At 71.0% G+C, this 13133-nt stretch carries 13 protein-coding genes; 6 read left to right on the forward strand and 7 right to left on the reverse strand.

Features of this window, described 5'->3' with window-relative positions; translation table 11 throughout:
* Nucleotides 1-26 precede the first annotated feature (26 nt).
* Nucleotides 27-905: an alpha/beta fold hydrolase gene (locus Q7A36_RS11710; RefSeq protein ID WP_305103874.1), complete on the forward strand. Its 879-nt coding sequence runs from the start codon at nt 27-29 to the stop codon at nt 903-905.
* Nucleotides 906-961: 56 nt separating this feature from the next.
* Here Q7A36_RS11710 and Q7A36_RS11715 read toward each other — a convergent pair whose 3' ends face one another.
* Genes Q7A36_RS11715 through Q7A36_RS11725 form a run of 3 tightly spaced genes read right to left on the reverse strand, consistent with a single transcriptional unit; the run spans nt 962 to nt 3683 of the window.
* Nucleotides 962-1480, reverse strand: coding sequence for a DinB family protein (locus Q7A36_RS11715; RefSeq protein ID WP_305103875.1), 519 nt, complete (start codon nt 1478-1480; stop codon nt 962-964).
* On the reverse strand, nt 1477-2484 hold the full coding sequence (locus Q7A36_RS11720) for a GNAT family N-acetyltransferase (protein WP_305103876.1): 1008 nt from the start codon (nt 2482-2484) through the stop codon (nt 1477-1479). Before Q7A36_RS11720 ends, Q7A36_RS11715 begins: the two co-directional genes overlap by 4 nt.
* Nucleotides 2481-3683 (reverse strand): pyridoxal phosphate-dependent aminotransferase, encoded by a 1203-nt coding sequence (locus Q7A36_RS11725; protein ID WP_305103877.1) that lies wholly within the window; start codon nt 3681-3683, stop codon nt 2481-2483. The genes Q7A36_RS11720 and Q7A36_RS11725 overlap by 4 nt, the downstream gene beginning before the upstream one ends.
* A 192-nt stretch (nt 3684-3875) precedes the next feature.
* Between Q7A36_RS11725 and adhP the strand changes: the two genes are divergently transcribed.
* A complete protein-coding gene (adhP, locus tag Q7A36_RS11730; RefSeq protein WP_305103878.1) occupies nt 3876-4898 on the forward strand; it encodes an alcohol dehydrogenase AdhP in 1023 nt (340 codons plus the stop codon).
* 24 nt (nt 4899-4922) lie between these two features.
* Here the strand turns inward: adhP and Q7A36_RS11735 are convergent, their stop codons facing one another.
* On the reverse strand, nt 4923-6125 hold the full coding sequence (locus Q7A36_RS11735; RefSeq protein WP_305103879.1) for a pyridoxal phosphate-dependent aminotransferase: 1203 nt from the start codon (nt 6123-6125) through the stop codon (nt 4923-4925).
* A 195-nt stretch (nt 6126-6320) separates the two neighbouring features.
* Between Q7A36_RS11735 and cyoA the strand changes: the two genes are divergently transcribed.
* The 4 genes from cyoA to cyoD are packed head-to-tail and all read left to right on the forward strand — an operon-like array spanning nt 6321 to nt 10326.
* Complete coding sequence (gene cyoA / locus Q7A36_RS11740) at nt 6321-7226, forward strand: ubiquinol oxidase subunit II (protein WP_305103880.1); 906 nt, start codon at nt 6321-6323, stop codon at nt 7224-7226.
* Complete coding sequence (locus Q7A36_RS11745) at nt 7227-9242, forward strand: cbb3-type cytochrome c oxidase subunit I (RefSeq protein ID WP_305103881.1); 2016 nt, start codon at nt 7227-7229, stop codon at nt 9240-9242. It begins immediately after the preceding gene.
* Nucleotides 9239-9946 carry a cytochrome (ubi)quinol oxidase subunit III gene (locus Q7A36_RS11750; protein WP_305103882.1) on the forward strand — a complete coding sequence of 236 codons (708 nt, stop codon included), beginning with the start codon at nt 9239-9241 and terminating at the stop codon, nt 9944-9946. The genes Q7A36_RS11745 and Q7A36_RS11750 overlap by 4 nt, the downstream gene beginning before the upstream one ends.
* On the forward strand, nt 9943-10326 hold the full coding sequence (gene cyoD / locus Q7A36_RS11755) for a cytochrome o ubiquinol oxidase subunit IV (protein WP_305103883.1): 384 nt from the start codon (nt 9943-9945) through the stop codon (nt 10324-10326). Before Q7A36_RS11750 ends, cyoD begins: the two co-directional genes overlap by 4 nt.
* A 7-nt stretch (nt 10327-10333) precedes the next feature.
* On the opposite strand, the gene Q7A36_RS11760 is transcribed toward cyoD, so the two are convergent.
* The 3 genes from Q7A36_RS11760 to Q7A36_RS11770 are packed head-to-tail and all read right to left on the reverse strand — an operon-like array spanning nt 10334 to nt 13133.
* On the reverse strand, nt 10334-11131 hold the full coding sequence (locus Q7A36_RS11760) for an ABC transporter permease (RefSeq protein ID WP_305103884.1): 798 nt from the start codon (nt 11129-11131) through the stop codon (nt 10334-10336).
* Nucleotides 11128-12039, reverse strand: a complete 912-nt coding sequence (locus tag Q7A36_RS11765) for an ABC transporter permease (RefSeq protein WP_305103885.1) — start codon at nt 12037-12039, stop codon at nt 11128-11130. The genes Q7A36_RS11760 and Q7A36_RS11765 overlap by 4 nt, the downstream gene beginning before the upstream one ends.
* Nucleotides 12039-13133 carry an ABC transporter ATP-binding protein gene (locus tag Q7A36_RS11770; protein ID WP_305103886.1) on the reverse strand — a complete coding sequence of 365 codons (1095 nt, stop codon included), beginning with the start codon at nt 13131-13133 and terminating at the stop codon, nt 12039-12041. Before Q7A36_RS11770 ends, Q7A36_RS11765 begins: the two co-directional genes overlap by 1 nt.

Genomic DNA, 13133 nt, shown 5'->3' on the forward strand with positions numbered 1-13133 from the left:
CAGGATGGGCCGGGAGGAGGCACGCCATGTTCTTCGAAGGCTTCACGCTCGAGACCCGCGAGGCGAATGGCCAGCGCATCCGGCTGCGCCGCGGCGGGGAGGGGCCGCCGCTGCTGCTGCTGCACGGCAACCCGCAGACCCATGCCATGTGGCACAAGGTGGCGCCCGTGCTGGCGAAGCGCTTCACCGTCATCGCGCCCGACATCCGCGGCTATGGCTTCACGGCCAAGCCGCCGGTCACGCCGGACAGCCGGCACTATGCCAAGCGGGAGATGGCGAAGGACCTGGTCGCGCTGATGCGGGACCTGGGGCATGAGCGCTTCCGCCTTGTCTCGCACGACCGCGGCGCGCGGGTCGCGCATCGCCTGACGCTCGACCACCCGCAGGCGGTGGAGCGGCTCTGCACCATGGACATCATCCCGACGCTCGCGCATTTCGAGCGGACGACGATGGAGTTCGCGCTCGGCTACTACCACTGGTTCTTCCTGGCGCAGCCGCATGACCGGCCGGAGCGGATGATCCTGCGCGACACGGCGGACTGGTTCGACCTGCACACGGCGCGCGAGCCGAAGGACAAGGGCTTCTTCCATCCGGAGGCCCGCGCCGACTACCTCGCCGCGCTGCAGGCGCCGGGCACCGTCGCCGCGATCTGCGAGGACTACCGCGCCGCGACCGCCATTGACCTCGAGCATGACCGCGAGAGCCGCGCTGCCGGCGTCAAGGTGACCTGCCCGATGCTGGTGCTCTGGGGCAGCAAGGGGGCGATCCCGCGCTGGTACGATGCCATGGCGGTCTGGCGGGACTATGCCAGCGGCGATCTCGCCGGCGGCAGCGTGAACAGCGGCCACTACCTCGCCGAGGAGGCGCCGGAGGAGGTGCTGGCTTGGCTCGACCGCTTCCTCTGAGCCGGCGGCGACCGGTCCCCCTGCGGCCCGGGCCGTCCCGACCGGGGCCGCATCGCCTAGAGGCCGAGTGCCTTGCGGTCCAGGATCCAGGGCAGGTCGGTCGCGGCCGGGCGCACGCCCGCCTGGGTGATCAGGTCATGTGCCTGGCCGCGGTGATGGGTCTGGTGGTTGAAGAGATGCGTCACCAGGACCCAGCGCCGGTCCGTCATCTGCTTCTGCGAGGCGCCGCTGAACCAGGTGAGCTCGCCCGCCAGCCAGTCCGGCGTCAGCGTCGCGGCCCAGGCCTCGATGCGCGCATCGGCCTCGCTGCGGGCGGCGCGCAGTTCGTCGAAGTCGTGGATCAGCCCCGGGCTGTTCGGGATGCCGGGCGGCGGCGGGTCCCAGCCGGCGAAGCGGCTCATCCATTGCCGGTCGCCCCAGAGCAGGTGGCAGAGCGTGCCGTGGATGGAGCCGAACCAGGCGCCGCGCTCCTGCCGCCGCGCCGCGTCGGGGAGTTCCGCCGCGGCGGCATAGAGCCGGCGGTTCATCTCGGCATTGTAGGCCGCCATCAAGCGGCACCAGTCGGGGGAGATCATGCGGCCCTCGCTCCGGGCGGTCGGATGCGTTTCCAGAACAGGACCGTAGCCTGCTCGGCCCCCTCCGCGTCCAGGGTGAAGCCGGGGATGGCGCCGGCCTCGGTCCAGCCCAGGGCGCGGTAGAGGGGTTCGGCCGCGCCGCCCGCCAGCGTGTCCAGCACCAGCAGCCGGCGGCCGAGGCGGCGCGCCTCCTCCTCCGCCCGCCCTATCAGCGCGCGGCCGAGGCCGGCGCGGCGGGCCGCGGGATCGACCAGCAGCTTCCAGACATCGGCGCGGTGCGCCTGGGTCTCCGGCATGGCGAGGCCGAGCTGCACCGTGCCGGCGAGCAACCCGTCCCGCCAGCCGCCGAGCAGCAGCATCCGGCCCGTGGCGACGTCCTTCGCCACGCCCTTCCAGTAGGCGCGCGCCTTGTCCATCGCCAGGGGCGCCAGGAAGCCGAGCTCGGCGCCGCCCGCGACGCAGGCGACCAGCATCTCGGCGAGGCGCCGTTCCGCGCTGGCGGCGCCGGCGGCGTCCAGCACCTCCACCTCGATGCCGCGCAGCGGCTTGGCGTAGCGGAACTCCAGCGAGTGCGAGAGGTCGTCCAGGACGCGGATCGGCCCCTGCCGGACGAAGGAGCGCTTCTCGTAGAAGCGGTGCGCGCGGTCGAAGCGTGTATCGGACCAGAGGACGAGGCGCCCGGCGCCGGCGACGCGGGCATGTGCCTCCGCGCCGTCCAGCAGCGCGGCGGCGAGGCCGCTGCCGCGCTCCGCCGCCGCGACATACATCTTGCAGATCTCCCAGGCACCGGGCTCGAGCGGCCGGGTGGCGACCATGCCGACCACCCGGCCCTCGCGCTCCGCGGCCCAGAGCGCGCCGCCCGCTTGCGCGTAGTAGGTGGCGAGCGCCCGCAGCTCGGGTACCTCGCCATCCACGTCCATGACGCAGCCGGGATACTCCGCCCAGCAGGCGCCGATCAGGGCGATGAAGCCCTCCGCATCCTCGTCCCGGCCGGGACGGATCACGTGAGGTCCCGGCAGAACTCCTGGATGCGGCCGCAGGCCTCGACCAGGCTCGCCGTGTCGGTGGCGTAGGAGATGCGCATATGCGGCGACATGCCATAGGCCGCGCCCTGCACGGCGGCGACGTGCTTCTCCTCGAGCAGCGCGGTGACGAAGTCGGTATCCGTCCCGATCCTCCGCCCGCCTTTGGTCGTCTTGCCGAGGCAGCCCGCGAGGTTCGGGAAGACGTAGAAGGCGCCCTCCGGCTTGTGGCAGGTCAGGCCCGGCGCGGCGTTCAGCATCTCGACCACCATGTCGCGGCGCCGCTCATAGGCCTGCCGGTGCTCCTCCACCAGCTCCTGCGGCCCGTCCAGCGCGGCCGTGGCGGCGGCCTGGCCGACGGTGGAGACGCCCGCCGTCGCCTGGCCCTGCATGTTGAACATGCCCTTGATCAGCTTCGCCGGCGCGCCGCCGAAGCCGATGCGCCAGCCGGTCATGGCATAGGTCTTGGAGCAGCCGTTCACGGTCAGCGTGCGGTCCTTCAGGCCCGGCGTGACCTCGGCGATCGTGCTGAACCTGTGCCCGTCGTAGAGCAGGTGCTCGTACATGTCGTCCGACATCACCCAGACATGCGGGTGGCGCAGCAGCACCTCGCCGATGGCGGCGAGCTCGGCGCGGCTCGGCACCGCGCCGGTCGGGTTGCCCGGGAAGTTCAGCATCACCCATTTGGTGCGCGGGGTGATGGCGGCCTCGATATCCTCCGGCCGCGGCTTGAAGCCGTTGTTCTGCGGGCAGGAGACTGTGACGGGCACGCCGCCCGCGACCTTCGCCATGTCGGCGTAGCTGACCCAGAAGGGCGAGGGGATCACCACCTCGTCGCCCGGATCGAGCGTCGCCATGAAGGCGTTGAAGATGACCTGCTTGCCGCCATTGCCGACGATGATCTCGTCCGGCCCGTAGTCCAGGGCGTTGTCGCGCTTGAACTTGCGGGCGATGGCCGCCTTCAGCGCCGGCGTGCCGCCCTGCGGCGGGTATTTGGTGTCGCCTGCGAGCGCCGCCTGATAGGCGGCCTCGATCGCGTGGCGGGGCGTTGCGAAATCCGGTTCGCCATTCGCCAGGCTGATGACGGGGATGCCGCGCGCGCGCATCTCCCGCGCCTTCGCCGTCATGGCGGCGGAGGGCGAGACCTGGACATTGGCGAGGCGTTGGGCGAGCTCGGGCATGCGGCTACCGGTCACGGGGCGGAAACAAGCCGCGCAAGCTAGAGCAGATCGCCCCGCGGCGGAACCGTCCGGGGCGGCGAAACTGGCGGGTGAGGCGGGTCACCCCGGCCGGGGCGCCGGTTGCGACGCCTCAAGGCGCCGCGCCGCGGCGCCAGCCTAGCCTGCCGGCGGAAGATGGAAGGGAAGCCGCCCATGCCGCGGACCATGCGCGCCGCCGTGGTGCCCGCCCTCGGCGCGCCGCTCGAGATCCGGGAGGTGCCGGTGCCCCAGCCGGGGCCCGGCCAGGTGCTGGTGAAGGTCGCCGCTTCCGGCGTCTGCCACACGGACCTGCACGCCGCCCGTGGGGACTGGCCGGTCAGGCCGGTGCCGCCCTTCATCCCGGGGCATGAGGGTGTGGGCACCGTCGTGGCGCTGGGCGCCGGGGCGCGGGGGGTGAGGGAGGGCGACCGGGTCGGGGTGCCCTGGCTGCACACCGCCTGCGGCTATTGCCCGCATTGCCGCACGGGGTGGGAGACGCTCTGCGGGTCCCAGCAGAACACCGGCTATTCCGTCAACGGCGGCTTCGCCGAATACGTCCTGGCCGATCCCGGCTATGTCGGGCACCTGCCGGCGAGCCTGGAATTCGGCCCGGCCGCGCCCGTGCTCTGCGCCGGCGTCACGGTCTACAAGGGGCTGAAGGAGACCGAGGCGCGGCCGGGCGAATGGGTCGCGGTCTCCGGCATCGGCGGGCTCGGGCACATGGCGGTGCAATACGCCAAGGCCATGGGGCTGCATGTGGCGGCCGTCGACGTGCATGCGGACAAGCTGGCGCTGGCGAAGCAACTGGGCGCCGACCTGCTGGTGGATGCGCGGGCGCCCGATGCGGTGGAGCAGGTGCAGCGCGCCACGGGCGGCATGCATGGCGTGCTGGTCACCGCCGTCTCGACCGCCGCCTTCGAGCAGGCCTTCGGCATGCTGCGCGCCCGCGGGACGATGAGCCTGGTGGGCCTGCCGCCCGGCCGCATGGCGCTGCCGATCTTCGACACGGTGCTGAAGCGCATCACCGTGCGCGGCTCCATCGTCGGCACGCGCCAGGACCTGGAGGAGGCGCTGGCCTTCGCCGGCGAGGGCAAGGTGGCCCCGCATTTCAGCTGGGCCAGCCTCGAGGAGATTAACGACATCTTCGCCCGGATGAAGGCGGGGCAGATCGACGGGCGGGTGGTGCTGCGGATGTAGCCGAGGGGGCCTCGGCCCCCTCCCTCAGCGCATCCCCTGGCAGAAGCGCTGGATGCGCGTGCAGGCCTCGACCAGTTGCTCGTCGCTGGTGGCGTAGCTGATGCGGAAATAGCCGGGATACATGAAGGCGGCGCCGTGCACGCAGGCGACGCCCTCCTCCTCGAGCAGGGCGAGGCAGAAATCCTCGTCCGTCTCGATCTTCCGGCCGCCCTTCGTGGTCTTGCCGATGCAGCCCTGCATCGAGGGGAAGACGTAGAAGGCGCCCTCCGGCTTGTGGCAGCGGATGCCGGGCGCCGCGTTCAGCATTTCCACCACCAGGTCGCGGCGGCGCTTGTAGGCCACCTTCATGACGTCGATGCTGCCCTGCGGCCCGGTCAGCGCCTCGACCGCCGCGGCCTGGCTGATGCTGCTGGTATTCGATGTGGACTGGCTCTGCAGCTTGTCCATCTGCTTGATCAGGTGCGCCGGCGCCCCGGCGAAGCCGATGCGCCAGCCGGTCATCGCATAGGCCTTGGAGCAGCCGTTCATGGTGACGGTGCGGTCGCGCAGCCGCGGCTCCACCTCCAGCACCGTCGCCGGGCGGAAGCCGTCATAGGCCAGCTTGTTGTAGATGTCGTCGGTGAAGACCCAGACATCCGGGTGCCTCATCAGCACGTCGGTCAGCGCCTTCAGCTCCTCGGCCGAATAGGCCGCGCCCGTCGGGTTGGACGGGTTGTTCAGCAGGAACCACTTGGTCTTCGGCGTGATCGCGGCCTCGAGCTGCTCGGGCCGCAGCTTGAAGCCCATGTTCTCGTCGCCGCGGACGATCACCGGCTTGCCCTCGGCGAGTTCCACGATGTCGGGGTAGGAAACCCAGCAGGGGGAGGGGATGATCACCTCGTCGCCCGCCTGGATGGTGGCGAGGAAGGCGTCGAAGATCACCTGCTTGCCGCCGGTGGCGATCAGGATCTCCTCCGCCTTGTAGTCGATCCCGTGGTCGGCCTTGAAGCGCGCGGCCACTGCCTGCCGCAGCGCCGGGGTGCCGGCGACGTCGGTGTACTTGGTCTCGCCGCGCTGGATGGCGGCGATGGCCGCATCCTTGACGTTCTGCGGGGTGTCGAAGTCGGGCTCGCCCGCCGCCAGGCCGATGACGTCCTTCCCCGCCGCCTTCAGCTGCCGCGCCTTGGTCGTCATGGCGATGGTCAGCGAGGGGGAGATGCGGTCGAGGCGATCGGCGATCAGCTTCATTGGGGTCCTGCAGGACTGGCGAAAGGCCCGGACCCTAACCCCCCGTGGAGTGGCATTCAACCCGTTGCGATGCGCGTGCCGCCATGTCCCGGGCGCGGGACCGATACGGCAGGCAAATCGCGAGGCTGGCAGGGCATCGGCCGCCACTCCGTCGCGTTGCTGGCCAGGACGCTACCGCTGGATCGGGGACGGTATATGGTTTCAAGCTCGAACCGGCGTACGGCGCGTCTCGCCGGCATCCTGCTGCTCGCGGCAGCGCTCGCCGGCTGTTCCGGCGGCCCTCTCGACCCGCATGGGCCGATCGCCGCGCAGCAGCGGCAGCTCATCTTCAATGCGCTCGCGGTCATGCTGGCGATCGTGATCCCGACCATCGCCGCGGCGGTCGGCTTCGCCTGGTGGTTCCGGGAGACGAACCCGCGCGCGAAGCGCCGGCCGGACTTCGTCTATTCCGGCCGGGTCGAGATCGTCATGTGGTCCATCCCGGTCCTGACCGTCACCTTCCTCGGCGGGCTGATCTGGACCGGGTCCTACAACCTCGACCCCTATCGGCCGCTGCCCTCGGACAGGCCGGTGACCGAGGTGCAGGTGGTCGCGCTCGACTGGAAATGGCTCTTCATCTACCCCGAGCAGGGCGTGGCCAGCGTCAACGAGCTGGTCCTGCCCGCCGGCGCGCCGGTGCATTTCAGCATGACCTCGGCCAGCGTGCTGAACACCTTCTGGATCCCGCAGCTCGGCGGCATGATCTACGTCATGAATGGCATGGTCACGCAGCTCAACCTGCAGGCCGACCATCCCGGCGCCTTCTACGGCCGCTCCGGCCATTTCAGCGGCGACGGCTTTTCCGACATGCGCTTCACCGCACGCGCGGTGCCGGGGGAGGAGTTCGCCCGCTGGGTCGAGGCCGTGCGCGGCACCGGCGCCGCGCTCGACCGCCCCGCCTATGCGGAGCTGACGAAGCAGAACGTGCCGGACAGGCCCTTCACCTACCGTTCGGTCGCGCCGGACCTCTTCGCATCGGTCACCACGCAACGCATCCCGCCCGCAGACGGCCCGGGGAGCGGCCGCGGCGGACCGGGCATCATGGAAAAGGCGGAGAGGTAGATGCTCGGCAAGCTCACCTGGGATGCGGTCCCCTGGGACCAGCCCATCCCCCTGGTCGCGGGCGGCATCGTCGCCCTCCTCCTGCTCGGCGTCGTCGCCTGGGTCGTCGCCCGCGGCCACCTGCCCTATCTGTGGCGAGAGTGGATCACCAGCGTCGACCACAAGCGGATCGGCGTGATGTACACGCTGCTCGGCCTGGTGATGCTGCTGCGCGGCTTCGTCGATGCGCTGATGATGCGCTCGCAGCAGGCCCTCGCCTACCAGGCCGACGGCTACCTGCCGCCGGAGCACTACAACCAGATCTTCTCCGCCCATGGCGTGATCATGATCTTCTTCGGCGCGATGCCGGTGGTCATCGGGCTGATGAACTTCGTGGTCCCGCTGCAGCTCGGCATCCGCGATGTCGCCTTCCCCACGCTGAACTCGGTCAGCTTCTGGCTGACGGCCTCGGGCGCGCTGCTGGTGAACATCTCCCTCGTGGTCGGCGAGTTCGCCCGCACCGGCTGGCTTCCCTATCCGCCGCTGTCCGAGGTTACCTACTCGCCCGGGGTGGGGCCCGACTACTATGTCTGGGCGCTGCAGATATCCGGCATCGGGACATTGATGTCGGGCATCAACCTGGTGACCACCATCCTGAAGATGCGCGCCCCGGGCATGGGCTATTTCCGAATGCCGATGTTCTGCTGGACCGCGCTCACCTCCAACCTGCTGATCATCGCCGCCTTCCCGATCCTGACGGCCACGCTCGCGATGCTCACCCTCGACCGCTATCTCGGCTTCCACTTCTTCACCAACGAAGCCGGCGGCAACATGATGATGTTCGAGAACCTGATCTGGGCCTGGGGGCATCCGGAGGTCTACATCCTGCTGCTGCCCGCGCTCGGCATCTTCTCCGAGGTCATCTCCTGCTTCGCGGGCAAGCCGCTCTTCGGCTACCGCTCCATGGTGCTGGCGACGCTCTGGATCTGCATCAACGGCTTCATGACCTGGCTGCACCACTTCTTCACCATGGGTGCCGGCCCCGGCGTGAACACCGCCTTCGGCATCTCCACCGCGCTGATCTCGGTCGCCACCGGCGTGAAGGTGTTCAACTACATCTTCACCATGTATGGCGGGCGCATCCGCTACACCACGCCGATGCTCTGGGCCGTCGGCTTCCTCGTCGCCTTCGTCATCGGCGGCATGACCGGCGTGCTGCTGGCGGTGCCGCCAGCCGACTTCCAGCTCCACAACAGCCTCTTCCTCGTCGCGCATTTCCACAACGTCATCATCGGCTCCACCGTCTTCGGCGCCTTCGCCGGGCTGAGCTTCTGGTTCCCCAAGGCCTTCGGCTTCAAGCTGGACGAGACCTGGGGCCAGCGCGCCTTCTGGTTCACCTTCGCCGGGCTCTGGGCCGTCTTCCTGCCGCTCTACATGGCCGGCCTGCTCGGCATGACGCGGCGGATGCAGCACTACGACGTGCCGGAATGGCGCCCCTGGGTGCTGCTGGCCGGGGTCGGCGTGGCCATCATGCTGGTCGGCGTCGCCTGCCAGGTGATCCAGCTCGTCGTCAGCATCCGCAATCGGGAGGCGCTGCGCGACGTCACCGGCGACCCCTGGGATGCCCGCTCCCTCGAATGGTCCACCACCTCGCCGCCGCCGCCCTTCAACTTCGCCACCATGCCGAATGTGGAGGGCGAGGAGCCCTACTGGACCATCAAGCAGCGCGCCATCGAGACGCAGAACCTGGCGCAGGAGCCGGACTACAAGCCCATCCACATGCCGCGCAACTCGCCTACCGGCTTCATCTGCGCCTTCTTCTCCACCGTCACCGGCTTCGGCCTGATCTGGCAGATCTGGTGGATGGTGATCGCCGGCCTCGTCGCCGCCTTCGCCACCTTCGTCGTCTTCGCCTGGCGGGACGTGCATGAATACGAGATCCCGGCGGCGGAGGTCGCGCGCCTCGACCGCGAGCGCCGCGCCGCGCGGCAGGCCTGGCTGCACGAGAACGCCGCGCGGATGAGGGAGCTGGCATGAGCGGCGCCGATACCCTCGCCCCGCCGCGGGTCCGCGACCCCTATCGCCTGGGCGGCCGCCGGGACCACGGCGCGGGCCGCCATGGCGGCGGCGGCCATGGCGGCCATTCCGAGGCGACCGGCCATGGCGAAGGCGGGCCCGCCTCGCCCCGCGTCATCGTCGGCTACGGCTTCTGGATCTTCCTGCTCAGCGACATCGTCATGTTCTCGGCCTTCTTCGCCGCCTATGCGGTGCTGGCCGGCAACACCGCGGGGGGGCCGGGCGGCCGCGACCTCTTCGAGCTGCCGCGGGTGGCGATCGAGACGGGCTTCCTGCTGCTCTCGAGCTTCACCTGCGGCCTGTCGAACGTCGCCGCCGATGCCCGCAACAGGCTCTGGACCGAGGCCGGGCTGCTGGCCACCGGCCTGCTCGGCGCCAGCTTCCTGCTGCTCGAGCTGCAGGAATTCGCCGGCATGATCCAGCAGGGCGCCGGGCCCGACCGCAGCGCCTTCCTCTCCGCCTTCTTCGCCCTCGTCGGCTGCCACGGCCTGCACGTCTTCGCCGGGCTGCTCTGGCTCGGCACCATGATGGCGCAGGTCTGGGTGAAGGGCTGGCAGCCGCACATCGTCCGGCGGCTGCTCTGCTTCAACCTGTTCTGGCACGCGCTCGACATCATCTGGGTCGCGCTCTTCACCGTCGTCTACCTCATTGGATCCGGCGCATGACCTCCTCACCCGATGACGCCCTGCCCCGCGACGAGGACGATGCCGCCCCCGGCGACAGCCAGGTAGCGAAGGGCATCACCAGCTACCTCACCGGCCTCGGGCTCGCGGTGCTGCTCACCGTCTGCTCCTTCTGGCTGGCCGGGACGGACTTCATCTACGGCCCGGGCCTGCCGGTGGCGCTGGCGGTGCTCGCCATCGCGCAGATCGGCATCCACCTCGTCTTCTTCCTCCACCTCACCACCGCGCCGGACAATACCAACAACGTCATGGCGCTGGCCTTCGGCGTCTTCATCGTCTTCCTCGTCGTCGGCGGCTCGGTCTGGATCATGGACCACCTGAACGGGAACATGATGCCGATGGAGCACGGCATGGGGATGTAGCGGGCCGTCACCCGCGGCGGTCGCCGCGCCCGAGCAGCAGCCCCGCGAGGCCGAGCGCGGTGGCGGCAATCGCCAGGATGATGGCCGCCAGCGCATTGATCTCGGGCGTCAGCCCGACCCGCAACTGCGAGAAGACCAGCATCGGCAGCGTCGTCCCCGCCGGGCCGGAGACGAAGCTCGCCACCACGACGTCGTCCAGCGAGAGGGTGAAGGCCAGCAGCCAGCCCGCGATCAAGGCCGGCGCGATCAGCGGCAGTGTCACCGTGCGGAAGGCAGTGAAGGGCGCGGCGCCGAGATCGGCCGCGGCTTCCTCCAGCGCAGGGTCCATCCCCGTCAGCCGCGCCTGCACCACCACGGCCGCATAGGCCATCCCGACCGTCGCATGCGCCAGCAGGACGGTCGCGGCGCCGCGGTCCAGCACCCAGCCGAAGGCCACCTCCGCCCAGCCCTGCAGCACCACGAACAGCAGCAGCAGGGAGAGGCCCGTCACCACCTCTGGCAGCACCAGCGGCGCGCCCGCCAACGCGCCGAACAGCGCCCGCCCACGGAAGGGGCCGTGCCGCGCCAGCACCCAGCCCGTCATGCCGCCCAGCAGGACCGCCAGCGTTGCCGCGCCGGAGGCGACGCGCAGCGACAGCCAGGCCGCCTCGAGCATCCGCTCGTTGGCCGCCAGCGCCGCGAACCAGCGCAGGGAAAAGCCGCCCCATTGGAAGGGAATGCGGTCGGCGCTGAAGGCGTAGCCGACCAGCAGCAGGATCGGTAGCCAGAGGAACGACAAACCCAGCACCAAGCCGACCCGTCTCACGGCACCATCCCGGGGCTCCGCCCCGGACCCCGCGAAGGGGGCGAAGCCCCCCTTCGAGACCCCCCATCCTCCAGGCGCTGGAACAGGCGGATGGGGAGGATCAGCAAAGCCAGCAACGCCACGGCCAGCGCCGAGGCCAAGGGCCAGTCGCGGTTCTGGAAGAACTCGCCCCAGAGCACGCGTCCCACCAGCAGCGCCTCCGGCGGTCCCAGCAGCTCCGGGATCACGAACTCCCCCGCCGCCGGGATGAAGACCAGCAGGAAGGCCGCCGCCGCGCCGGGCGCCGAGAGCGGCAGGGTCACCGTCCGGAACACCGTCCAGGGCGCGGCCCCCAGGTCGGCCGCTGCCTCCTCCACGCTCAGGTCCCGCCGCAGCAGCGTCGCCGTCAGCGGCAGCACGGCGAAGGGCAGGTAGGCATGCACCATGCCGAGATACATCGCCGCATCGGTGTAGAGCAGCGGCACCGGCGCATCGACCAGCCCGAGGCGCATCAGCACGCCGTTCACCCAGCCGCCATCCCGCAGCAGCCCGATCCAGGCGCCGAGCCGCGGCAGGAAGCCGGTCCAGAAGGGCAGCAGCACCAGCGCCAGCAGCGGCACCCGCCAGCGCTCCGGCGCCGCGGCGATGCCGAGCGCCATCGGATAGGCCAGCACCAGGCAGAGCGAGGCCGAGACCCCGGCCACCACCACCGACCGCAGGAAGGCCGCGGCATAGTAGCCGTCCTGCACCAAGGTCAGCAGGTTCTCGAAGGTGCCCTGCCAGCCCGCGCTCAGCGAGACCGGCGGGGTGAAGGGCGGCACGCCCGGCGCGCCCTCGCTCAGCGCGATGCCCGCCAGGATGCCGACCGGCGCCGCCACCAGCAGCAGCAGCCAGAGGAAGGGCGGCAGCAGGACCAGCAGGCGCCGCATCAGCCCGCCAGCGGCACGAGGCTGTCCGGGCTCCAGGCGAGCGCCACCGCCTCGCCCGGCTGCGGCGGCGGCGCATCGGCTGGCAGCACCACCCGCCACTCGCCGCCGCCCGGCAGCGCCATGACCGCCATCCACCAGTCGCCGCGGAAGGCGAGGTCCTTCAGGACGGCGGTCGCACCATTCTCCGCCGGCGCCGCCGCGACCACCCGGATGCGCTCCGGCCGCAGGGCGTAGGCCACGGCTCCTTCGGCCGGCGCCGAGGGCCGCAGCAGGCAGCCCGCGGCGCACTCCACCGCCCCGTCACCCCGCCCGCGCCCCTCCAGGATATTCGCCGCGCCGAGGAACGCCGCCACGCTGCGCGTCGCCGGCCGGTTATAGAGCGCCTGCGGCGTGTCGTATTGCGCGAGCCGCCCCTGCTCCAGCACCGCCACCCGGTCAGCCAGCGCCAGCGCCTCCTCCTGGTCATGCGTCACCATGACGAAGCCCGCGCCGGTCGCCCGCTGCAGGGCGCGCAGCTCGAAGCCCGTCCGCTCGCGCAACCCCGCATCCAGCGCGCCCAGGGGCTCGTCCAGCAGCAGCAGGGGCGGGCGCTTCACCAGGCTGCGGACCAGCGCCACGCGCTGCCGCTGCCCGCCCGAAAGCTGCGCGGGCTTCCGCCGCTCGAACCCCGTCAGCCCGACCAGCGCCAGCGCCTCCGCGACCCGCCGCGCGATCTCCGGCTTCGCCACGCCGTCGCGCCGCAGCCCATAGGCGACGTTGTCGAAGACCGAGAGATGCGGGAAGAGCGCATAGCTCTGGAACACCATGCTGACCGGCCGCGCATGCGGCGGCAGCGGCGCGATGTCGCGGCCCTGCAGCAGCACGCGGCCCTCGTCGGCCGTCTCGAAGCCCGCGACGATGCGCAGCAGCGTGGACTTCCCCGACCCGCTGCCGCCGAGCAGCGCGACGAACTCGCCCGGCATGACATCGAGGCTCAGCCCGTCCAGCGCGGTCGTCGCGCCGAAGCGCTTGCTGACGCCCTCGACCCGCAGCAGCGGCCCGGCGGCGGCCGCCGCGGCCAGCGGGCGGCCGAGGGCCTCGACCGATGCCGGCAA

This window comes from Paracraurococcus lichenis, assembly GCF_030657435.1.
GTDB classification, from domain to species: domain Bacteria; phylum Pseudomonadota; class Alphaproteobacteria; order Acetobacterales; family Acetobacteraceae; genus Paracraurococcus; species Paracraurococcus lichenis.